The sequence below is a fragment of the Erysipelatoclostridium sp. An15 genome (genome assembly GCF_002160675.1).
Lineage (GTDB): Bacteria > Bacillota_I > Bacilli_A > Erysipelotrichales > Coprobacillaceae > Thomasclavelia > Thomasclavelia merdavium.
This window is the reverse complement of sequence record NZ_NFLA01000021.1, coordinates 21,580-44,920: the sequence shown is the minus strand read 5'-3', so window position 1 is coordinate 44,920 and position 23,341 is coordinate 21,580. Positions and strand designations below refer to the sequence as shown.

The window sequence follows — 23,341 nt, the reverse complement described above, 5'->3', positions numbered from 1 at the left end:
TTAATTAAAAATAGCAAAAAAATTAAATTTTCCAAAAAATAATCTTCAAAACAAAAAAGAAGCTGTAACGCTTCATTAAAGGTTAAAAAAACCTCCTTTCGTTACAGCCCCTTTTTAAATATGTTTTATAAAGGAAAAAATAATTTTTAGAATTCATTTGTTTTTGTGATAAGATTTGTTAAATCTAGAACTAATGAATTAGATTATATATGTTAATGGTTATAATTGGAAAAAATGGCGAAAATATAAAGAAGGAAGATGTTTTGATTGTTTAGATAAATTTATTAATGAAATTGAATTTATTGGTAAATAGAATTATTTGTTAACTATATTTTAATTTAAAATTGATTTAAATTTAATTTTATAGCTTGATATGGGAAAAATATTTGATTTTTTCCATAAAAAGTTAACAAAAAATATCGCAACAAAGGCGGTAATGGGATATAATAGAAATGTACGAAATTGAGAAGAAGGACGGTAATATAAGTATGTTGAAAAATAATGAAGTAAGCAAAACAAAGATAATCTGTACTATTGGACCAGCTTCGGATAATAAAAAAATGTTATCTAAATTAGTAAAAGCTGGGATGAATGTAATGAGATTAAATTTTTCTCATGGTAGTCATGAAGAACATTTAAAGAAAATTGAATTGATTACAGAAATTAATAATGAATTAGGAAGTAAAGTTGCTATCTTGTTAGATACAAAAGGACCAGAAATTAGAACTGGTAACTTTGTTGGGGGACAAACAGAATTTAAAAAGGGACAAGTTTCTGTCATTACACCTGAAGATATTGAAGGAACAAGTGATCGTTTTACAATCACATACAAAGAATTATATAAAGATGTTAAACCTGGTGGTTTCATTTTAGTTAATGATGGTCAAGTTGAATTATTAGTTGACCATGTTGAAGGTAAAGATATTGTTTGTGTATGTGCTAATAATGGAGTTGTAAAAGATAAACGAGGAATTAACGTTCCTGGAATCAAATTAGGTTTTGAATATTTATCTGAAAAAGATATTGCAGATATTACATTTGGATGCACTCAACCATTTAACTTTATTGCTGCATCATTTGTTAGACGTGCTCAAGATGTAATTGATGTAAAAAAATTATTAATTGAAAACGGACGTCCTGATATTCAAGTAATCGCTAAAATCGAAAACCAGGAAGGTGTCGAAAATATGGATGAGATTTTAAAGGTTGCTGATGGAATCATGGTAGCACGTGGGGACTTAGGGGTTGAAGTACCTGCTGAAGATGTACCATTAATTCAAAAAGAAATTATTAAAAAATGTAAAGACAGTGGTAAATTAGTTATTACTGCTACTCAAATGTTAGAAAGCATGCAACAAAATCCACGTCCAACTCGTGCTGAAGTAAGTGACGTTGCTAATGCTATTTTTGATGGAACTGATGCAATCATGTTATCTGGGGAATCAGCTTCAGGTTTATATCCTCAAGAAGCTGTAATGACTATGAATAAAATTGCTTTAACAACTGAAAAAAGTTTAGATTATGATTCATTACATCGTCAAGCAGTTAGAACTGCACCACAAGATACATCGGAAGCAATTTGTATGTCGGTAGCTGAAATTGCTTCAAAATTTAACGTAGCTGCTATTATTGCATTTACAGAAAGTGGTTTTACTGCTCGTAAGATGTCACGTTATCGTCCTGAAGCTTTAATTATTGCAGCAACTCCTGAAGAGAAAACAACTAGATCACTTGCGATTAACTGGGGGGTATTACCAGTAAAATGTAAACATATGCAAACTCGTGCAACTATGATGGACTATGCTGAAATTTTAGCTAAAGAAAATGGGGTTCAGTCTGGTGAATTAATTCTAGTTACTGGAGGAAAACCAGGTATTAGTGGTGATACTAGTTATTTAGAATTGATTAGGGTAAAATAATAATTATTAAAGACTGGATTTGATTTAAGAATCAAATTACAGTCTTTTTTTTGTGGTTTGTTAAAAGTCAATGCTTTTATTTTCTTAATTGATACGATATACTTATAATAGTGGTTATGAAAGGAGATTTTATGAATTATTTAACATTAGATATTGGTGGTAGTTCAATTAAGTACGCTATCATTAATAAAGAAGGGGAATTTTTAGAAAAAGGTAATGCTCCAGCACCAAAAGATGGAATTGATCAATTTGTTTCTATAATTGGTGATTTATATGATAAATATAAAGATAATATTGTTGGAATGGCAATTTCAATGCCTGGAGCAATTGATCCTGATAAAGGTTTTGCTTATACTGGTGGTGCCTATGAATATATCAAAGATATGAATATTGTCGAAATATTACAAAAACGTTGTCCGCTTCCAATTACAATTGGTAATGATGCTAAATGTGCTGCTAATGCTGAAGTAGGATTCGGTTGTTTAAAAGATGTAGATGATGCTGCTGTAATTATTCTTGGAACTGGTATTGGTGGTTGTATTGTTCAAAATGGTAAAGTGCACATTGGTAAACATTTTTCTTCTGGGGAATTTTCATGGATGAGAACTAATGGAGATGATGGTAATAATTTTGCTAATACCTGGTGTTCTTTAAATGGTATCGCAGGACTTTTACAAACTGTTCAAGAAGCAACGCATACTGATCAGGTTTTTAATGGAAAAGAAATTTTCGAAATGGCTAATAATGGTAATCCTGATGTGTTAGCGGGATTAGACAAATTTTGTAATCGTTTAGCGGTACAAATTTATAATTTACAAGCTTTATTTGATCCAGAAAAAATTGCAATTGGTGGAGGTATTTCAGCACAGCCATTATTATTAGAATTAACTGAAAAACACATTGAAGAAATGTATCAAACAGGATTAGAATTTAATTCACCAATTTCTAGACCGGTAGTTGTAGCATGTAAATATTTAAATGATGCTAATTTGATAGGAGCTTTTTATCAACATATTAATACTTTTAAAGACTAGTTTTACTAGTCTTTTATTAAATAATCGGAGGTAATTTATGCCAATAGTATTTCATGAAAAAAGTAAAACTTTTCATCTTTATAATCAAGAAGTAAGTTATATTATTAAAATTTTAAAAAATAATCAATTAGGTCAATTGTATTATGGTAAAGCGATAAAAGATCGTGAAAATTTTGATCATTTGTTAGAAATGTATCATCGGCCGATGGCAGTTTGCAGTTTTGAAAATGATTCAACATTTTCATTAGAACATATAAAGCAAGAATATCCAGTATATGGTAGTGGGGATATGCGTCAAATGGCAATTGATATTATTCAAGAAAATGGTAGTCGGATTTTAAATTTTACTTATCACAGTCATTTAATTTTTAATCAAAAACCTAAGTTAGAAAATTTACCGGCAACTTACAGTGAAGAAGAAAATGAAGTGACTACGTTGTCAATTACCTTAGTTGATCAAGTAATTAATACAAAAATTGTTTTAAATTATACAATCTATGAAAATATGCCAGTTATTACTCGTAATGCATATATTGAAAATAACGGACAACAAAAATTAGTGTTAAATAGAGCTATGAGTTTATCATTAGACTTACCAGATAGTGATTATATAATGTTAGAACTCACAGGGGCCTGGTCACGTGAACGATATGTAAAAGAAAGAAAATTAGAACATGGAATTCAATCGATTTATTCATTGAGAGGATGTTCAAGTAGTAATTTTAATCCTTTCATTGCTTTAAAAAGAAAGAATGCTGATGAATTTAGTGGGGAAGTTTTAGGGTTTAGTTTTGTTTATAGTGGCAATTTTCTAGCCCAGGTAGAAGTGGATACTTATAATTGTTCTAGAGTAATGATGGGAATTCATCCACATTGTTTTAAATGGAATCTAGATCCTAATATGCATTTCCAAACCCCAGAGGTAGTAATGGTATATAGTGATCAAGGGCTAAATAAAATGTCACAGACATACCATTATTTATACCAGAATCGATTAGTTCGCGGTAAATATCGTAACTTGGCAAGGCCGATATTAGTAAATAATTGGGAAGGAACGTATTTTGATTTTGATGAAGAAAAAATATTAGCTATCGCAAAAACTGCTAGTGAATTAGGAATTGAATTATTTGTATTAGATGATGGCTGGTTTGGTAAAAGAAATAATGATCATACAGGTTTAGGGGATTGGTATGTTAATTTAGATAAATTACCAAATGGAATAGCTAATCTTAGTAAAAAAATTAATGATTTAGGATTAAAGTTTGGTCTATGGTTTGAACCAGAGATGGTCAATAAAGATTCAGATTTATATCGAAGCCATCCGGAGTGGGTCTTAGCAACTCCTAAGCGCAATATGAGCCATGGTCGTAATCAATATGTTTTAGATTTTTCTAATCCTGATGTTATTGAATACATTTATCAAATGATGGTTAAAATAATAGAACAAGGAAACGTCAGCTATATAAAATGGGATATGAATCGCTGTATGTCTGAAGTATATTCGTCTAGTCATCAAAGCTATCAGCAAGGGCAAGTAATGCATGAATATATTTTAGGTGTTTATTCATTATATGAACGTTTAACTAAACGTTTTCCAGATATTTTATTTGAATCATGTGCTAGCGGTGGGGCAAGGTTTGATCCAGGAATGTTATATTATGCACCACAAACATGGACTAGTGACGATACCGATGCAATTGAACGTTTAAAAATTCAATATGGAACATCATTAGTATATCCTGTTTCAAGTATGGGAGCTCATGTATCAGCAATACCTAATCATCAAGTATTTAGAAATACTTCACTTGAAACTCGGGCTAATGTGGCCTATTTTGGAACTTTTGGTTATGAGTTGGATTTAAATAAATTAAATGATGATGAAAAAAAGAAAATCGTTGAACAAATTACTTTTATGAAAGAATATCGTGAGATCATTCAGTTTGGAACTTTTTATCGCTTATTAAGTCCGTTTGATGGTAACGGAAATGAAACAGCCTGGATGGTTGTTTCTAAAGATCAAAAAACTGCTATTGTTGGCTATTATCGAATCTTATTAGAGGTTAATCAAGGTTATCGTCGTTTACGATTACAAGGGTTAAATCCTGATTATTGTTATCATGTATCTAGATTAGAAAGTGATCATTTTGGTGATGAACTGATGAATATTGGTTTAATTAATAGTGATCATTCTTGTGGTGAAAATCATGAAGTATATGATGGTACTAATGGTGATTATTATTCTAAAATCTATCTTTTAAAAGCTAAATAAAGCTATTAGGCCAGATAAATTCTGGCCTAATAGTGATTTTTGTTTAAAAGTACAGATTATTATACAAACATGATATTAATATCTTGTGTCTGTATTTAGATATTTAAGGTGTCTATTTGATAGGATACATTAAGTTGCCATTAGATTTTAAAAACTACTTTTATCTAGTTTACTAAATAGTCTAACAATATCCTATGTATTTAATAACGTAATACTGATTATTTATTTTCTTTACTTCTATTGTTCCACCTAAGTCTCCAGGTATAGAATACCAGCCATTATATTTTATATTATAGTAAAGACTATTTTCATCTGTTTTATCAATATTTTTAGATTCTTCTATTTCTATAAAGAAAGATTTCCAACTATGTGTTTCATCATATATAAATTCAACAATAGCTTCTCTAGGTGTTTCATTATTTAAGCTTTCAAATAAATAATTTGTATATAACTTTAAACATAGGATTGCAATAATAACTATCAAAATACACTTAAAATATCTATTCTTTAATAAATTAATAAATTTTTCCATAAAAATCTTATCCTTACATGTAATTTACTTTTTTCATATTTTGATATTATGTCGGAGTATTTTAAAAACTGTAGTGGGGCTTTTTTATTATTAGTAAAGTAATTTTTTATCTAATGAACTAAGTTCATGTTAATGGAATAAATACCTATAAACAGTAATATAATTTTTGATGTTTTGAAAACATTTTCTAATTACATTATATATTTGCAATCTGTTTATATCAACTCATATATAGATTATCTATAAAAGATATCATTATGTTAAGAAAAAATTTAAGTTAGATATGCTTTTTTAAGTTATATATTCATTTTTTTGAAGAATATGATTCTTTATATTTATAATATAAAATAATTCCTGCCAGCAAAGTTGTTATTCCATTTGATAAAATAATTGTTATATCATGAAGGATAAGACCATATGCAGTCCATAATATAACACCAAGGACAAAAATGATATACATTCCTAAAGATATTCCAGAAACATCTTTTGTTTTTAAAACTTGCAAGACTTGTGGGATAAATGAAATTGTTGTAAGTAGTGCTCCTATTGGACCAATAAATTGAATCATATTCATGCCTCCTTTTTATTTATAAATCTTCTTACAAGAGTATTATAGATAAAAATTAAGTTAAAAAAAGAAAATTAGAATACAAAAAAACAGTGTTACATACTTTTAAAGAAAATTACTTTAAAAGATGAAACACTGTAAACTAATATTCATATAATTGATCATGGAGCTGATATAAATTAATGGCAGTATCATAGTTGTTTTTGATGATTATTGAAATAAGAATATCCAAAATATATGAAACTGAAGTGTGGAAAAGAGAATCACCTAATTCAATAATATTTTCTTTATAGGTGCATAATAGACATACATCCACATTTTTTACAAACGGAGAATCTTTATTAGATGAAATAAAATAACAAAGTGTCCTTTTTTTTCGTAAGTTTTGAATCGCTTTTAACATATTTTTATTTTGCCCATTCTAGAAATAACAATGATTACTGATTTTTAATGTAAAAACTAATATAATAATATTTTATCTATTGATAAACATTTGATAATTTACCAGCTTGCATAATATTATGATAAACATATTCACCAATTGATGCATTTGCATCTAGTGCAAAAATATTTATTTGATCAACATTTTTTATAGCTTGCTGAATTTTTTCTAAGTCATCAATAGATAATCTATTTTTTGTTTCTAGTAGTACTTTTTCATGTAATGAAGAAACCTTATTAACAATAGATATCAGACTTTCTTTTTTCTCTACTTCAATTTCCTGATAACTATTTTCTTTTAAATCAGTTAATAAATGAATTTTAAAATCATTAAATCCCTGATAACCTAATTTACGAACAAAACGTACAATAATAGTTGCACTTGTATATGTTTCATTAGCTAATTGTCTTGTTGTCATTTTAAGAACTTCTTCACAGTGATTTAAAATGTAATCGGCAATTACTACTTCCCTTTCGGTAAAATTTACTTTTTGCTGTAATTTTTTTAATAAGTTCCATGATATCACCTATTTATAATTTTAATATACTATGATGCTTTATTTAATAGAAATTAAATTATCAAAAATATTTTCAGGTACAAAAAAGAAGAATAGATAACTATCATCTACTCTTCGTATTTTATTATTAATAATTTTCACACATTCTTTCAAAATATGCTTTTGGATATCCACATACTGGACAATTTTCAGGTGCTTCTTGACCTTCATAAATAAAACCACATTGACGACATTTCCATCCTTTAGGAGCATCACCTTTAAAAGTAGTACCATTTTTAAATGCTTCTAATAATTTTAAATAACGTCTTTCATGAGATTTTTCAACTTTAGCAACATATTCAAATTTAACTGCTAATTCTTCAAATCCTTCTTCACGAGCTTCTTTAGCCATTCTTACATACATATCTGTCCACTCATCATTTTCACCTTGAGCAGCAGTTTCTAAATTTTCGTCAGTACTTCCAATACCATGGAATTCATTGAACCACATCTTTGCATGTTGTTTTTCCTGGTTAGCAGTTTCTTCAAAAATAGCTGCGATTTGTTCATATCCTTCTTCACGAGCAGCTTTAGCGAAGTAAGTGTATTTGTTACGTGCCATTGATTCACCAGCGAATGCTTCCATTAGATTTTTTTCTGTTTTAGTCCCAGCATATTTATTACCACTGTTTTCATTAACAGCTTCAAATTTACTTTTAGGTGCTTTACAAACAGGGCAAACCCAGTTTTCATCTAATTCATTCCATTTTTTTTCTTGTGTTGCTTCATCATAAATAAAGCCACAAATTTTACATACGTATTTCATTTTTATCCTCCAAATTTCTTAAATAGTAATGATTACTATTTAATTATATACCTAATATTTTAAAAAGCAAGCAATAAGTTCTAAATGAATAAATAACTCATATAAATAATACGAAGAGAGGAGTTTAACATGGAAACAAAAAATATTTTACATGATATCGCTAAAAGATGCGATGGCGACATATATCTAGGGGTGGTGGGACCGGTACGAAGCGGGAAATCTTCTTTTATCAAGCGGTTTATGGAAATGGCGGTCATTCCATATATCGAAGATAAAGATGCTAAGTTAAGAGCTATTGATGAACTGCCCCAATCAGGCAAAGGAAAAATGATAATGACTGTAGAGCCGAAGTTTATTCCAAATCAGGCTATTGAAATGGTTATGGATGAAAACTTTAAAGTGAAGGTAAGGCTTGTTGATTGTGTCGGTTATGTTATTGATGGTGCTAAAGGATACCAGGATGAACAGGGAATCAGGTATGTAAAAACCCCTTGGTATTTAGAATCAATTCCTTTTGATCAAGCGGCTAAAATAGGAACTAAAAAGGTAATTCAAGATCATTCTACTATTGGAATAGTTATAACTAGTGATGGTAGTATATGTGATATTCCAGGTGCTAATTATAATGAGGCAACCGATGATATTATTGAAGAGTTATTAGAAATAGATAAACCATTTATTGTCATTATTAATAGTCGAGATATTAATAGTGTAGCGTGTCGACAAGAATATAATCGTTTAACGGCAAAATATGATGTTCCAATCTTAACTATGGATGTTACCAGAATGGAAGAACCACAGATTGTATCTTTATTAAAAGAAGCATTATATGAATTTAAAATTAGTGAAGTACGGATAGAAGTACCAAAATGGTTAGCGATGTTATCAAATAATCACTGGTTAAAACAAACGTTGGATAATTCTTTAAAAGAATCTTTACAGTCAATTAAGAAATTTAAAGATGTTGAACGAATTGGCGATACTATAAGTGAATATGATTTTGTTGATAAAGCTTATTTAACGGGAATTGATACTACAACATCGAGTGCAACTTTGAAAATTGAAGAAAGAAGTGGACTCTATAATGAAATATTAGAAGAAATAATTGGTGATAAAGGATTTGATCAAGCAACGTTTTTAACTTTTATTCAAGAACTAGTTGATATTAAAAATGAATATGAAGGTTTTTCGAGTGCTATTAGGATGGTTAAACAGACTGGTTATGGTTATGCGATTCCAAAATTGGATGAAATTGAACTCAGTGAACCAGAGTTAATTAAACAAGGACCACGATTTGGAATTAAGTTGGTTTCTAAAGCGGGAACAACTTATATGATTAAAGTTGATATTGAAAGTACTTTTGAACCAATTATTGGATCGAAAGAACAGGCAGAAGCCTTCATTGATTATTTAAATTCTAATGGTGATGATAAACAGGCAATTTTCAATTGTGATGTGTTTGGTAGAAAGTTAGGTGATTTGATTGAAGAAGGTATGTATTTTAAATTAAATGCTATTCCTGAAAATGCAAGTATGAGAATTCATGATATTTTATCAAAAATTGTAAACAAGGGTAAAAGTAATGTTATTGCTATTGTTTTATAAGGATTAATAAAAAACCGTGAAATTAAGCTGTAAAAATGGTAAATTATGGTAATGTTCAAAAAGGTAAATATTGCTTCTAAAATAGCTTGAAATCGGCACTTTTTAATGTTATACTTTCGTGGTATTAGATTTTTGGAGGTAGTTATGAATAAAAGAGAATTAGTTGAAACAGTATCTAAAGAAAGAAACTTAACTAAAAAAGATGCAGAACTTTTAGTCGACACTGTTTTTAATACAATTTCACGTAGTGTCATCGAAGGAGATAAAGTATTAATCTCTGGATTTGGTACATTTAAAGTTAATGATCGTAAGGCTCGTAAAGGAATCTCACCAAAAACTCAAGAAGAAATGGTAATTCCTGCTAGTAAAACAGTTACATTTAAACCTAGCAGCCGTTTGAAAGATGCAATGAATTAATTCATTGCATTTTATTTTCTTCATAATCAGTTAACAATATAGTGTATAATAATACTAAAAGGAGAGTGAGAATATGCCATTTTATTATTTCCCAATGAGCAGAGCTTACTTAATAGGTTATTTATTAGTAATCATTGGCTCTTTGATAATGATTTATGCTCAAATAAAAGTTAATAGTGCTTACAGTAAATATTCTAAAATTCCTAACAGTCGCCATATGACTGGGGCGATGGTAGCTAGAGAAATTTTGGATCGTAATGGTTTGCAAGATGTTAGAATCAATGCTGTTGGTGGAAAGCTATCAGATCATTATAATCCTCGTAATCGAACAATTAATTTATCACGAGGCATTTATGATGGTACTTCAATAGCTGCATTAGCTGTTGCAAGTCATGAATGTGGTCATGCGATTCAACATTTAGTGGGATATAAACCATTAGTTATTAGAAATGGGATTTTACCACTATGTAATGTGGGACAATATCTAGGATGGATTGCAGTAATTGTTGGTTTAATTTTTGGAAATAGTAATATTGCTTGGCTGGGAGTTATTTTAATGTCTGGTATCTTATTATTTCAGATAATTACTTTGCCGGTAGAATTTGATGCTTCATCAAGAGCTTTAGGAATTCTAAAAGCAAATTACTTAACTACTGATGAATATAGCGGTGCTAGATCAATGCTGTCGGCAGCAGCATTTACTTATGTAGCGGCAATGCTTTCAACTGTATTATCATTACTTAGAATTGTATTGATTGTAGCTGGAAATGATCGTGATTAAAATCTCAAAATTCATTTGAGATTTTTTCTTTTATCTTGAGTAAATTGATAGTATAATGATAAACGAAGAAAGTTGGTGTGATTTTGAAATTTTTACGAAAAAATCGTTTTAATATATTTATTGTTTTTTTAATTTTACTATTTATTTTTGTTAGTTATTTTATGTTATGGGTGCACTTACCATATTCGCAAAATCAAAATGCTATTAAGCGGGTTGAAAATCAAATTGTTCAAGCTAATGAGTATAGTGATGTTGAATATTTTGATCGTTATGATAGTGATAAAAGCTATTATATTATTCATGCAACAAAAGATGATAAAAAACAATATGCAGTTTTTGATGATAAAGCTAAATTTATTAAATCTTATAGTGAAGATGTAGTGGATCAGCAAGTATGTATTGACGATTTTATCAATAGATATAATGTTGAACCTGATAAAGTTACCATTGGCTATGAAAATGAAATTTTTGTTTATAGTTTGATGTATCAAGGAAAGGATTCATTGATTTATGCTTTTTATGGAATTGATACTGGCGATTTTGTAAAAGCATATCGTATTGATAATGGTTAGTAGTATGTTAAAGAGTTTGGTTTCAAGTAAATGTATTAATTTTGAACGATTGCTTGTTTTAAAAGCAAAGGAATTAGGGCTTGATGGAAATGAGTGTCATATTTTGTTATTAATATATGCTTTAAAAGAAGCTAGTGTTCGCTTGATAACACCGGCGATGTTACAGAATTACTCTTTATTATCAACTCATGATTTAAATAAGGTTTTACAAAGTTTATTAAGTAAAAAGTTTATTTATAATCGTTCTGGAGCAATTAGTTTAAATCATTTAGAAGAAAGATTGTTACAGGAAAAAAATGAAGAGGAACCAGAAGAAGCAATCAGTTTAGTTTCTATTTTCGAAGAACAGTTCGGACGGGCATTATCACCTATTGAATTGAATATTTTAAGAGAATGGAAAGAAAGTAATTATGATGATGAAATGATCGTTAAAGCTTTAAAAGAGGCTGTTAAAAGCCAAGTATTAAATTTTAGATATATAGAAGGGATACTTCATAATTGGGCTAAAAATGGGGTTAAAACCCGTTATGTTGAAAGTGAAGAACCACAACGAAGTGTACCAATAAGTGAATATAAGTGGTGGGAAGATGAATAAAGAAAAGACAAATAGAGTATTAGAATATTTTAATGAATTGTTTCCTGATGCTTATTGTGAATTGAATCATGAAACAGATTTTCAATTATTAGTTGCCGTAATGCTTTCGGCACAAACTACTGATAAAAAAGTCAATCAGCTAACGGAATCTTTATTTAAGAAATATCCAGATGTTTATACAATGGCAAATGCCAATTTGAGTGTATTACAAGAAGATATAAAAACAATTGGTTTATACCGCAATAAGGCTAAAAATCTTTTAGCGATGGCAAAGACATTAATTGAAAAGTTTGATGGAAAGGTACCAAGTGATCAAAAGCAGTTAGAAAGTCTACCTGGAGTTGGACGAAAGACAGCAAATGTAGTTCGTTCAGTTGCTTTTGATATTCCAGCTTTTGCAGTCGATACACATGTTGAAAGAATTTCGAAACGGTTAGGTTTTGCTAAAAAAGATGATAGTGTATTAACAGTTGAAAAGAAATTGTGTCGTTCTATTCCTCGAAATTACTGGAATAAAGCTCACCATCAATTTATTTTCTTTGGTCGTTATTTTTGTAAAGCTACTAATCCTAATTGCAATGAATGTAAACTATCGGATATGTGTAAAGATCCAATAAAAAAGAAATATCTTGATAATATAAAAAAATAATTGTAACAAAACAATTATTTCTTACTTAAAAACCTCTAAAGAATATTCTTTAGAGGTTTTATATTATCCACTTACTGTAAATGTAGTAGATCGATTAACACTATTTGTACCATTACTTTCAGTTACTCTTACTGTATAAGTGAAACCAGAATCTAAAGTAAATTCTCTAGTAGCACTACCTGTAAAAGTAATTGGATCAAGAATAGATTCTCCTGTAGAACTCAAAAATTGAATTGTAATAGTATTACTTTCATTTTGAGCGTGTACATTTATAGCAATTGATGTACCAGAAATAGTAGATCCATTAGAAACGGTGCTACCATTACTTGTTATTGTATAATTAACATCATCTAGTTGTGAAGTATTAACGTTGATAGTTCTTTCTACTTTATTAGAAGTTACTTCTAATTCAGCATATTTATAATAACCGACAACTCGAACATTACCAGTAGGTTTATAATTAATAGTTCCCGTATTATTTGATAATGTTTCAGTATGAACTAATTGATTTGATTCATCATAGACTTCTACAACATAGACCACAGTTCCATAAGTAGTACCTGATGAAGTATCATAAGCTCCAAAAGATACATTTATTGTTCCACTGCTATTAAGTGTGGCTTCAAATGAATTTAAATTATTAATTGTTGCTTCAGCGGCGGTTGATGTAGGACCTTTTCCTTTTTTTGCCCAGCATGTAACTACACTGCTTGCAGGAGTACTAGAGCTTGGACTTTGATAAGGATATACTCCAGCGACAATTTGAATTTGTTCAACACTGTCAGGTTGATCTGGATATGATTTCTTTTCGGTAGTGTTATCTTCTAAATATTCTAATAAATCTCCAACAACTTTACCAGGATAAGCACGATATCTACTAGTGTTTTTACCCTCTTTTAATGCTTGAGATTCAAATCCCATCCAAACTGAGCATGTATAATCAGGAGTATAAGCTGTCATCCATAAATCTTTACTAGCACCACTTTCAGTATTTGAAGTACCAGTTTTAGCTCCGACATTATCAATACCAGATAAATAAGCATAGCTTCCAGAACCACTGCTTGAATAACTTAGCATTGTCTCTCTAATCATAAATGATACATCTTCACCAAGGCTTTGAGTAGCATTATCTTGAATGTCTTGATCAACATTAACAGTTTCATTTTTATCAACGATTTCTACATAATTAATAGTATGTGATTCAATATATATACCATTATTAGCAACTGTAGCATAGGCACCTGCTAATTCTACTGGACTAACACCTTTGGCCCATCCACCGATTGCATATGGCAATTGAATACCATTTTCTTCTTCATATGACATATCAATTCCTAATGATTTCATATCTTCAATAACGGCATCTTCACCACCACTATCTAAAACTTGTTCAAATGTTGAAATGGCTGGAATATTCCATGAATTTACTAATGCCTCAGAAATAGTCATTGAACCATGGAAGCTTCCATCCCAGTTTTTAGGTGTCCATGAATTGCTGCCATGAGAATTAAAAGTAGTTTCTTTATCTTCGACAGTATGACCAGTACACCAATCTAAATATTTATAAGCTAAACCATAATCTAAAATTGGTTTCATTGATGAACCAGGCTGTTGTTTTACAGTTGCTTTATTTAAGTCACCAGATTTATAGTTACGACCACCAATTACAGCAACAATACGACCATCTTGAGTTGATTGAACACTACCGGCCATTTGTAAATCTTCATCAGTGTAATCATAAGTTTCACCATTAGCCATTTGTGTAGCCATTCTTTGTAAATCCTGATTACAATATGTATAAATATTCATTTGTGTTTCTGCAGGATTCATACCTGTTTTTTCAATTACTTCTTCGGTTACTAAATCAACATAAGCTGCTAGTGAACTATCAGAAGTTGTACTGCTTTGAGATAACATATTTTCAACTTTAACTTGTTTTGCAAGATCGCATTCTTCTTGAGTGATATAGCCATGTTGAACCATTAAATTTAAAACTACATTACGACGAGAAGTTGCAGCTTCAAGGTTGTAGTATGGATCATAGCGAGAAGGTGAGTTTAATGTTCCAGCTAATAAAGCAGCTTCTGGTAAAGTTAGTTGAGAAACATCTTTATTGAAATAATATTTACTAGCTGCTGCTACTCCAATTGAACTAGTACTACGACCAAAATAAATCTTGTTTAAATATAAAGTGATAATTTCTTCTTTACTTATTTCTTTAGTAGCCTGAATAGCAAGAATTACTTCGCTTAACTTACGGGTATAAGTTCTTTCAGCATCAGGAAAATATGATTGCTTAATTACTTGTTGAGTGATAGTAGAACCACCACCTGTAATTCTTAATGAAGCTAAGTTTGTAATAAATGTTTTTGCAATACGTGGTAAATCAAAACCATCGTGTTCAAAAAATCTAGAGTCTTCAGCTGATACAACCGCATCAATTAATACTTGTGGTAATTCTTCATATGTGACGTTTTCACGTTTACCATTTTCATCACTACCATAAGTATACATTAATTCACCGTTGGCATCATAAATTTTACTTGCTTCTCCCGAAAGTAAACGTTCAGCTGAAAAGTCTTCAGTTTCTTTATAAACTGACCAGGCAAAGAAACACCCCATACCTAAACAAATAATTATAAAGACAATTATTAGTGATACGAGAACTTTTTTCCAGTTAAGTTGGCTTTTCTTTTTGTTTTTTTTCTTAGTTCTTGTAAGGCTATCTGTCATTTTCGAGACCTCCTAAATAGTATTGATCAATAATCTTTAAATAATTTAATCGTGGATTATAGCCACTTTCAATTAAATGTCCTTTTTCTTTAATTGTCTGATAGGACATTGATTTTTGATCAGCGCGATAATATGCTTCAATTACATAAGAAGCATCAATTAAGTATACCTCATTTAGATGTGTAAAAGCAATAATAACAAAAGCAATTCCTTGATGTTTAATTATACTCTTCAAATGTTCAATTTGATGGACACTAATATTTGTAAAAGGAAAATTCATTCGTTTCGTTTCTTTTGCTTCAAAATCAAGATACCTTCCTTTGTAGATTCCATTATAATCAGTTGTTGAAGGGGTTTTAAAATAAGCTTCAACTATTCGTGCTGCTGATCTTTTAGGATAATCTACCTTAACAATTTGAATAGGAGTTGGCTTTTTATGAATATTTGCAATTCCATTAGCTAAATAATATTTATTAGTCATATTCAAATCTTCTTCTAAATTCATACCCCGATGGCGGGTATTTAGCTTACCATCAATTAATTTAGTTTGATGAACAGTTGTTTTTTTCAAATTTGGATAATTAACCATAGTTTCTCCTTCTATTACTTTACTAGGCTATTATACCATATATCTGTAAAAATATCATAATATCTTCTAAGATTATAAAACATTGTTAATTTATGAAAAATATCAAAGAATATGTTAATAATCGATTACCTACTTGCATTTAAAAGATTTTTTTGTTTCAATATAATATATAATATGATAAAGGAGTTGATAGACTTGGAAAGAAAAGTAGTACTAAGTCCTAAAAAAATTGTTGATAAAGAATTTAAAGTGGATTTTAAAGGATATAATGCTGAAGAGGTTGATCATTTTCTAGATTTAGTTGTAAAAGACTATGAGGCTTTTGCAGCAATGTTAAATGCTTCTTATGATCGAATTGATCAATTAGAAAGAAGAATAAGTGAACAAAAAGTAAAAATTGCAAAACTTGAACGCGAAAAAACATTACAAGATGATAATATCCATGCAATGGAAGAAAATTTATCTACTAATGTTGATATTTTAAAAAGATTATCTTTATTAGAAAAAGCTGTTTTTGGAAAAAAATAGAAGAAATAGAAGGCTAAATGATCATCATGATTTATTTAGCTTTTTTAATATTTATCATTTTAAAACTTGTTTTATTAAAAAAAATATGTAAAATAGTAGTGACTCATAGAAAACGATTGCTGTAATACAGAGGAAAGTCCAGGCTTCCACAAGCTGCGATGCTTGTAGTGTTTGTACGTAACGAATAAATAAGTTACGGTAGCGTGAGCTAACGACAAGCCTAAGACCTAAACAATTTTATTGCACGGTTGATAAGCTATAAAGTGCCACAGAAACAATTCTAGTTGAAAAACTAGCTGAAAAGAGGTAAACTCTGCAAGGAAGAAACCCAAATTTGGTAGGGGAATCGTCTTGAGGGAAATGAACTAAAAGACGGATGCTTAAAGCATAGATAAATAATCGTTTGAAAAACAGAACTTGGCTTACAAAGTGAGTCTTAATTAGCTGATTTTTCAGCTTTTTTTATTTGTCTAAATTTTACTACTAGTTTATAATAGAATAAGAGGTATGTAAAATGGACAGACATGATGAAACAAAATATATTTTTGCACAAGCAATCAAAGACTTAATTAAAGTTGTTCCTTTAGATAAAATTGCTGTTACTGATATTGTAACTAGAAGTGGAATGACTAGACAAACTTTTTATCGCTATTTTAAAGATAAATATGATCTAGTTAACTGGTATTTTGAAAAACTAGTGTTACAATCATTTCGTCAAATGGGTAACGGATGTTCTTTACAAGAAGCTTTACAATTAAAGTTTGCTTTTATTAACAGCGAACATTCTTTTTTTAAAGAAGCATTTAAGTCTAATGATTATAATAATTTAGTAAATTATGATTTTAACTGTATTTATGAGTTTTATAAAGGGATAATTGAAAAGAATCTTAATCATAGTGTTGATGATGATTTAGACTTTTTATTAAAAATGTATTGTAAGGGATCGATTGATATGACTGTTGATTGGGTATTAAATGATATGCCAATTAGTATTGAAAAAATTGTTAGTTTATTAATTGAAGCTTTGCCAAAACGATTAGAACCATTTATTTTAATAGTAAATTCATAATATTTGAGCAACAGAAAACTGTTGCTTTTTATTTTTAATTATGAATTGACTTTTTATTTAATCAAGACTATACTATGAAATAGTTTACAAGTAAACTAAGTTAGGTGGTGACATATGACAACAAATTTAGAAACAATGTTGAACTATTTTACTCAAATAAGAAGATATTATGCTAATGAGCTAAATAAACGCTTGAAAGATATTAATTTATCGCCCAATGAAATTTCTATTTTAATTTTACTATCAAATAATCACTTTATTACTACTAGTAGCCAGCTGGTTGTATTGCTTGGCGTTTCTAAAGGATTAATAAGTAGAAGCATTGATGCACTAGTAAAAAAAGAGCTAATTGAATGTAAAAGAGATAGTGAAGATAAAAGAGTAGTGCATCTTTATTTAACTGATAAAGCAGATGAGGTAAGTAAAGTATTACAATTAGAAATAGAGAAAATTAATACAGAAATTTTAGATGATATTCCAGAAGAAAGAATAAAAATTATGGAAGAAACGATGATTGATATTGCAAATGCGTTTAAAAGTAAAAATGATGAATCTGAATTTAAATAATTAGGATTTATTGTTGAAAGGTGGGTATGTTTTATGAAATTAAAAATGTCTAAAGAGGTCGATCTTGGAAAAGAGCCAGTTAAACATTTATTATTTATTTTAGCAGTTCCAGCAATTACCTCACAAGTAGTAAATGCTTTATATAATATGGTTGATCGTATGTATATTGGTCATATACCAAACATTGGTTCTGCTGCTTTAACAGGTGTTGGGGTTTGTTTTCCGATTATTATGATTGTTTCTGCTTTTGCTTATTTATTAGGTATGGGTGGTGCTCCTAGAGCTAGTATCTATATGGGAAAAAAAGATAATTCAACAGCAGAAAAAATATTAGGAAATTGTTTTACAGCGTTAGTTATTGTTGCAATTTTATTAACAGCAATTGTATTAGTTTTTAAAGAACCGTTGTTATATCTTTTTGGAGCTAGTAAGAATACTATTCCTTATGCTCTTGAATATATTACTATTTATGCAATAGGAACAATATTTGTTCAATTAACATTAGGTTTAAATTCATTTATTTCGGCACAAGGTTTTTCAAAAATTAGTATGCTTACAGTTATTATTGGTGCGGTAACTAATATTATCTTAGATCCAATTTTGATTTTTGGTTTTGATATGGGAGTAAAAGGTGCAGCTGTTGCTACCGTATTATCTCAAGCTTTAAGTGCTGTTTGGGCAATCTGGTTTTTATCAGGTAAAAATACAATTTTAAAATTGAAAAAAGAAAACTTAAAAATAGATATGCATATTTTAGCACCATGTATTGCATTAGGAATCGCTCCGTTTGTAATGCAAGCAACAGAAAGTATTTTAGTGTTATGCTTTAACTCATCATTATTAAAATATGGTGGCGACTTAGCTGTTGGTGCGATGACTATTTTATCAAGTATTATGCAGTTTGCGATGTTACCATTACAAGGATTAACTCAAGGTGGTCAACCAATTATTAGTTATAACTATGGTGCTAATAATGCTAGTAGAGTTAAAGAAGCTTTCAAATTGCAAACTATTTCTTGTTTTACTTATTCATCTATATTATGGGCTTTAGTAATGTTAGTACCATCAGTATTTGTTTCTATTTTTACAAGTGATCCACAATTAATGGAAATTACAAAATGGGCATTAAGAATTTATATGGCAGGAGTATTATTGATGGGAATTCAAGTTTCTTGTCAACAATCATTCATTGCTTTTGGTAATTCTAAAAAAAGTGCATTTTTGGCAATATTTAGAAAAATTATTGTTTTAATTCCACTTATTTATATTTTACCATTATTTATTGAAGATCAAGTTTTCGCAGTATTTTTAGCTGAACCAATTGCAGATACTATTGCGGTGTTAACTACTACAATAATGTTCTATTTTGAATTTAAAAATATGATGAAAAAGATGAATGAAAGTAAATAACTGATTTTATAAATAAAGTGATAGTTAAAAAAGCTATCACTTATTTTTTGCATTTAGACCAGCTTTGTTATAATAAAAACCCCACCAATCTACGGAGGTGGGATTTTTATTAAATTCTGTTTTATTATTATAATAATGATTTATATAATTCTTTGATTTCTTCAACACTAGTGTCTCTTGGGTTACCTGGACAACAAGCATCAGCTAGAGCAGATTCACTTAAGAAATCTAAGTCTTCAACTTTTACGATATCTTTTAAGTCAGTTGGGATACCAACATCTTGAGATAATTTTTTAACTGCATCAACAGCGGCTTTTCGGTATTCTTCTTGTGACATACCAGTTGTATCAACACCCATAGCTTCTGCGATATCTTTATATTTTTCACCAGTATATTCAGCATTATATTCCATAACTGTTGGTAAGATAATTGCGTTTGCTACACCATGAGGAGTATCATATAAAGCTCCAAGTGGGTGAGCCATTGAGTGAACTAATCCTAAACCTACATTAGAGAATCCCATACCTGCAACATATTGTCCTAAAGCCATACCTTCTCTACCTTCAGGAGTATTATCTACAGCACCTCTTAATGATCTAGAAATAATTTCAATTGCTTTTAAATGGAACATATCAGATAATTCCCAAGCACCTTTAGTAATATAACCTTCAATAGCATGAGTTAAAGCATCCATACCTGTTGCTGCTGTTAAACCTTTTGGCATAGTTGACATCATATCTGGATCAACAAAAGCAACTACTGGAATATCATGAACATCTACACAAACCATTTTTCTATCTTTTTGAGCATCTGTGATTACGTAGTTGATAGTAACTTCAGCAGCTGTTCCTGCAGTAGTAGGTACTGCGAAGATAGGAGTACATGGGTTTTTAGTATCTGCAACACCTTCTAAGCTTCTAACATCACTAAATTCTGGGTTTCTATCAATAATACCAACAGCTTTTGCAGTATCCATTGAAGATCCTCCACCGATTGCAATAATGTAATCAGCTTTAGCGTTGTGTAATGCTTCTACTCCGTGTTGTACATTTTCGATTGTTGGATTTGCTTTAATATCTGAATAAACTTCATAAGCTAATCCAGCTTCATCTAATAAATCAGTAACTTTTTTGGTAACACCAAATTTAATTAAATCAGGATCTGAACAAACTAATGCTTTTTTAAATCCTCTTGCTTTTGCTTCGTTAGGAATTTCATTAATTGCTCCTTTTCCATGATAACTTGTTTCGTTTAATACAAATCTGTTTGCCATATTTTTAAGTCTCCTCCTTTGTTTTAACTGTCTATATTTTATCATTCTTGTGAAAATAAAAACAAGTTACAAATGTAAGCGTTTGTAACATTTAAATAAATACTTAAATTTGTTAATGACTTATGTTTTTAACAAATTTTTGTGGTTTATATATTTTTTTAAGAAAATAGTTAAAAATATTATTTTTAGATAATAAAAAAATTTTTCTAAAAAAACTTGTTATTAGTACATCAAAAGTTTATATTTATAAGGTAAAATAAAATAGTAATAAAGATGTATATTAAAATAAATCTTTCATAAAATAAATGTGATTAGGTTATTGTCATAAGTAAGAATTATGATATAATTTATTTGTTTATTAAAGACGTTTTTTTAAAATAAAAAGGAGGATAGCTCATGGAAAACATTAGCGAACGTGTTAAAAAAGAACGTGAGGCTAGAGGGATTACCCTTGAAGAACTAGCTAAAGGAACATTTATTTCAGTGGCTGTCTTGAAAGATATAGAATCTGGAAATTTTGATACATTTAAAGGTGATGAATTATATCTTAAAATGTATTTAAGAAAAATCGCTAAATATTTAGGTTTAGAAGAAAAAGAGCTTGATGCAGATTTTGAAGCATTAACTCAAGAAATACAATTAGAAGAAATACGACAAGAGGATTTGGCTAAACGTTTAGCTGATGAAAATAAAAAGAACATTACTATTTCTGAAAAGGTTAGTGATTCGTTCAAAGATTTGAAAAAAATAAAACCAAAGAAACCAATTTCTAATAAACGTGTTTATGAAGACCGTTATTTATTACGATATCTTAAATATGCGTTAGTAGGAGTTATTTGCATAGCATTAGTATTTGTTGTCTGGTATACAATTATTGCAAGTAAATCAGATGATAGTAGTGATTTTAATAACAATAATACACCTACAGTAGAAGGAAATAACGAAGCAGCTAATCAAAATACTGATGAACAAAACAATACCGAAGACAATAATAATCAAGCTGACCAAGAACCAGCTGAGCAGACACCAGCAGTTACTATTACTAAAAATGGTGAATTAGATTACAGTTTTAGTGTAGATGAAAGTCAACCAACTATTAAATTCAGAGTTGAATTTGTTGGGCGTTCATGGTGTCGATTAACTTATAATGGTAGTGAATATGATGGTTTTAGAAGTGGAATTTATAATGATGCAAATACAAGTAATTCATTAGATGCTACGCCAGAAGTAGTAGAGTTAGAATTTAATAAAGATGAATTCCAAACTCTTGAATTGACAATGGGATATTTTATGGGACATCGTTTCTATATAAACGATACGCAAATTGAAATTGATCCAAGTGAATACGATGGGGGTAAGAAAACTCTTGTCTTAACGAAGGTGCAATAATGAATTTGCCAAATCGACTCACGATTACCAGAATTTTACTGGTACCGGTATTAATTATCATTTATATGTTTCCATATGCCGATTTTGGCATTGAAGTAGCAAATTTTCATGTTTTAAATACAGATATTTCATTAGTTAATTTAGTTATTTTAGTGATTTTTATTGTCGCTTCGTTTACAGATTATTTAGATGGGCAAATTGCTCGTCGAGAAGATCTGGTTACGACATTTGGTAAGTTTGTTGACCCAATTGCTGATAAGTTATTAATAAATACTATCTTTCTATTATTAGCAAGTAACCAGGTAATAAATATTATTATCCCGATTATTATGATATCTCGGGATACTATTGTTGATGCAATTAAGATGTCTGCAGCTAGTAAACAAGTAGTAGTTGCTGCTAGTAAATTAGGAAAGCTTAAGACTGTAACGCAAATAATTGCAATTTGTATGTTATTATTAAATAATTTTCCATTTAGTGCTTTAAATATTGATGTAGCAACTATTTTTGCTTGGATAGCAACGGTAGTATCTGTAATTAGTGGAATTGATTATTTTATGAAAAATCGTGAAATGCTTATGGAGACTATGTGATGGAAGAATTAGCAAAATTTTTAATTGACAATAATATAAGTATATCTAGTGTAGAAAGTTTTACAGTAGGTAACTTTGCCGCAATGCTAGGAAGTATTCCTGGCATTTCTAAGGTTTATAAGGGTAGTTTAGTAACATATCAAAGTGTTACAAAGGAAAGACTGTTAGGAATTTCTCATGATATAATTCAAAAATATGGCGTTGTAAGTAAAGAAATCGCTTCTTTAATGTGTATTAATGGAAAACAGATTTTAGATAGCGATATTTGCATTTCGTTTACTGGCAATGCTGGACCTGATGCTATGGAAGGTAAACCGGTTGGTTTAGTCTATATTGGTATCTATTATCATGGTATTAATGTTTATGAATTGAATTTAAAAGGTAGTCGTCAGGAAATTCAAAAGCAGGCAATTGATTTTGTTATTAGAAAGTTAACAAAGAAGATAAAAGTAAATTAAGATTTTTGGGAGTATATATATAGTAGG

The 23,341-nt window shown here is 29.5% G+C and carries 23 protein-coding genes and 1 other RNA gene; 17 read left to right on the top strand and 7 right to left on the bottom strand.

What is annotated here, in order from left to right:
- Positions 1-488 precede the first annotated feature (488 nt).
- From pyk to B5E92_RS08200, 3 genes are all read left to right on the top strand, one after another.
- Positions 489-1,919 (top strand): pyruvate kinase, encoded by a 1,431-nt coding sequence (gene pyk / locus B5E92_RS08210; protein ID WP_087301107.1) that lies wholly within the window; start codon positions 489-491, stop codon positions 1,917-1,919.
- 131 nt (positions 1,920-2,050) lie between these two features.
- Entirely contained in the window at positions 2,051-2,953 is a 903-nt protein-coding gene (locus tag B5E92_RS08205; protein WP_087301105.1) for an ROK family protein, read from the top strand.
- Positions 2,954-2,990: 37 nt separating this feature from the next.
- Positions 2,991-5,222 carry an alpha-galactosidase gene (locus tag B5E92_RS08200; protein WP_087301102.1) on the top strand — a complete coding sequence of 744 codons (2,232 nt, stop codon included), beginning with the start codon at positions 2,991-2,993 and terminating at the stop codon, positions 5,220-5,222.
- A 181-nt stretch (positions 5,223-5,403) separates the two neighbouring features.
- Here B5E92_RS08200 and B5E92_RS08195 read toward each other — a convergent pair whose 3' ends face one another.
- The 4 genes from B5E92_RS08195 to rbr form a co-directional block, all read right to left on the bottom strand.
- Positions 5,404-5,754, bottom strand: coding sequence for a hypothetical protein (locus B5E92_RS08195; protein ID WP_087301099.1), 351 nt, complete (start codon positions 5,752-5,754; stop codon positions 5,404-5,406).
- 304 nt (positions 5,755-6,058) lie between these two features.
- Positions 6,059-6,322, bottom strand: a complete 264-nt coding sequence (locus tag B5E92_RS08190; protein ID WP_204215224.1) for a SemiSWEET transporter — start codon at positions 6,320-6,322, stop codon at positions 6,059-6,061.
- 479 nt (positions 6,323-6,801) lie between these two features.
- Positions 6,802-7,290 carry a MurR/RpiR family transcriptional regulator gene (locus B5E92_RS08185; protein WP_087301093.1) on the bottom strand — a complete coding sequence of 163 codons (489 nt, stop codon included), beginning with the start codon at positions 7,288-7,290 and terminating at the stop codon, positions 6,802-6,804.
- Between the two features lie 118 nt (positions 7,291-7,408).
- The gene (gene rbr / locus B5E92_RS08180; protein ID WP_087301090.1) at positions 7,409-8,086 is read right to left on the bottom strand and encodes a rubrerythrin; all 678 of its coding nucleotides are present in this window, start codon (positions 8,084-8,086) and stop codon (positions 7,409-7,411) included.
- Positions 8,087-8,215: 129 nt separating this feature from the next.
- On the opposite strand from rbr, the gene spoIVA reads away from it, so the two are divergent.
- The 6 genes from spoIVA to nth all read left to right on the top strand — a co-directional run bounded on the left by spoIVA (position 8,216) and on the right by nth (position 12,705).
- Positions 8,216-9,691 carry a stage IV sporulation protein A gene (gene spoIVA, locus B5E92_RS08175; protein WP_087301087.1) on the top strand — a complete coding sequence of 492 codons (1,476 nt, stop codon included), beginning with the start codon at positions 8,216-8,218 and terminating at the stop codon, positions 9,689-9,691.
- 144 nt (positions 9,692-9,835) lie between these two features.
- The gene (locus B5E92_RS08170) at positions 9,836-10,108 is read left to right on the top strand and encodes an HU family DNA-binding protein (protein WP_087301084.1); all 273 of its coding nucleotides are present in this window, start codon (positions 9,836-9,838) and stop codon (positions 10,106-10,108) included.
- 73 nt (positions 10,109-10,181) lie between these two features.
- Positions 10,182-10,889, top strand: coding sequence for a zinc metallopeptidase (locus tag B5E92_RS08165; protein ID WP_087301081.1), 708 nt, complete (start codon positions 10,182-10,184; stop codon positions 10,887-10,889).
- Between the two features lie 83 nt (positions 10,890-10,972).
- Complete coding sequence (locus B5E92_RS08160; RefSeq protein ID WP_087301079.1) at positions 10,973-11,461, top strand: hypothetical protein; 489 nt, start codon at positions 10,973-10,975, stop codon at positions 11,459-11,461.
- Positions 11,462-11,465: 4 nt separating this feature from the next.
- Positions 11,466-12,056, top strand: a complete 591-nt coding sequence (locus B5E92_RS08155) for a DnaD domain-containing protein (RefSeq protein ID WP_087301110.1) — start codon at positions 11,466-11,468, stop codon at positions 12,054-12,056.
- Complete coding sequence (gene nth / locus B5E92_RS08150; protein WP_087301076.1) at positions 12,049-12,705, top strand: endonuclease III; 657 nt, start codon at positions 12,049-12,051, stop codon at positions 12,703-12,705. Before B5E92_RS08155 ends, nth begins: the two co-directional genes overlap by 8 nt.
- 63 nt (positions 12,706-12,768) lie before the next feature.
- Here nth and B5E92_RS08145 read toward each other — a convergent pair whose 3' ends face one another.
- Both B5E92_RS08145 and recU read right to left on the bottom strand, forming a co-directional pair.
- Positions 12,769-15,438 (bottom strand): transglycosylase domain-containing protein, encoded by a 2,670-nt coding sequence (locus B5E92_RS08145; protein ID WP_087301069.1) that lies wholly within the window; start codon positions 15,436-15,438, stop codon positions 12,769-12,771.
- Positions 15,428-16,027, bottom strand: a complete 600-nt coding sequence (recU, locus tag B5E92_RS08140) for a Holliday junction resolvase RecU (protein ID WP_087301066.1) — start codon at positions 16,025-16,027, stop codon at positions 15,428-15,430. Before recU ends, B5E92_RS08145 begins: the two co-directional genes overlap by 11 nt.
- A gap of 195 nt (positions 16,028-16,222) precedes the next feature.
- Here recU and gpsB point away from each other — a divergent pair, with 195 nt between their 5' ends.
- From gpsB to B5E92_RS08115, 5 genes are all read left to right on the top strand, one after another.
- Complete coding sequence (gene gpsB / locus B5E92_RS08135; protein WP_239404252.1) at positions 16,223-16,555, top strand: cell division regulator GpsB; 333 nt, start codon at positions 16,223-16,225, stop codon at positions 16,553-16,555.
- Positions 16,556-16,659: 104 nt separating this feature from the next.
- An RNA gene (gene rnpB, locus B5E92_RS08130) (RNase P RNA component class B) lies at positions 16,660-16,985 on the top strand.
- Between the two features lie 84 nt (positions 16,986-17,069).
- Positions 17,070-17,624 (top strand): TetR/AcrR family transcriptional regulator C-terminal domain-containing protein, encoded by a 555-nt coding sequence (locus B5E92_RS08125; RefSeq protein ID WP_087301061.1) that lies wholly within the window; start codon positions 17,070-17,072, stop codon positions 17,622-17,624.
- Positions 17,625-17,738: 114 nt separating this feature from the next.
- Positions 17,739-18,191, top strand: a complete 453-nt coding sequence (locus B5E92_RS08120; protein WP_087301059.1) for a MarR family winged helix-turn-helix transcriptional regulator — start codon at positions 17,739-17,741, stop codon at positions 18,189-18,191.
- A gap of 33 nt (positions 18,192-18,224) precedes the next feature.
- On the top strand, positions 18,225-19,601 hold the full coding sequence (locus tag B5E92_RS08115; protein ID WP_087301056.1) for an MATE family efflux transporter: 1,377 nt from the start codon (positions 18,225-18,227) through the stop codon (positions 19,599-19,601).
- A 127-nt stretch (positions 19,602-19,728) separates the two neighbouring features.
- Here B5E92_RS08115 and fucO read toward each other — a convergent pair whose 3' ends face one another.
- Positions 19,729-20,874, bottom strand: coding sequence for a lactaldehyde reductase (gene fucO, locus B5E92_RS08110; protein ID WP_087301053.1), 1,146 nt, complete (start codon positions 20,872-20,874; stop codon positions 19,729-19,731).
- Positions 20,875-21,270: 396 nt separating this feature from the next.
- Between fucO and B5E92_RS08105 the strand changes: the two genes are divergently transcribed.
- From B5E92_RS08105 to B5E92_RS08095, 3 genes are read left to right on the top strand one after another with little or no spacing between them, the layout of a single operon-like run.
- Positions 21,271-22,263, top strand: coding sequence for a RodZ family helix-turn-helix domain-containing protein (locus B5E92_RS08105; protein ID WP_087301051.1), 993 nt, complete (start codon positions 21,271-21,273; stop codon positions 22,261-22,263).
- A complete protein-coding gene (gene pgsA, locus B5E92_RS08100; RefSeq protein WP_087301048.1) occupies positions 22,263-22,856 on the top strand; it encodes a CDP-diacylglycerol--glycerol-3-phosphate 3-phosphatidyltransferase in 594 nt (197 codons plus the stop codon). The genes B5E92_RS08105 and pgsA overlap by 1 nt, the downstream gene beginning before the upstream one ends.
- Positions 22,856-23,314: a CinA family protein gene (locus tag B5E92_RS08095; protein ID WP_087301045.1), complete on the top strand. Its 459-nt coding sequence runs from the start codon at positions 22,856-22,858 to the stop codon at positions 23,312-23,314. The genes pgsA and B5E92_RS08095 overlap by 1 nt, the downstream gene beginning before the upstream one ends.
- Positions 23,315-23,341 lie beyond the last annotated feature (27 nt).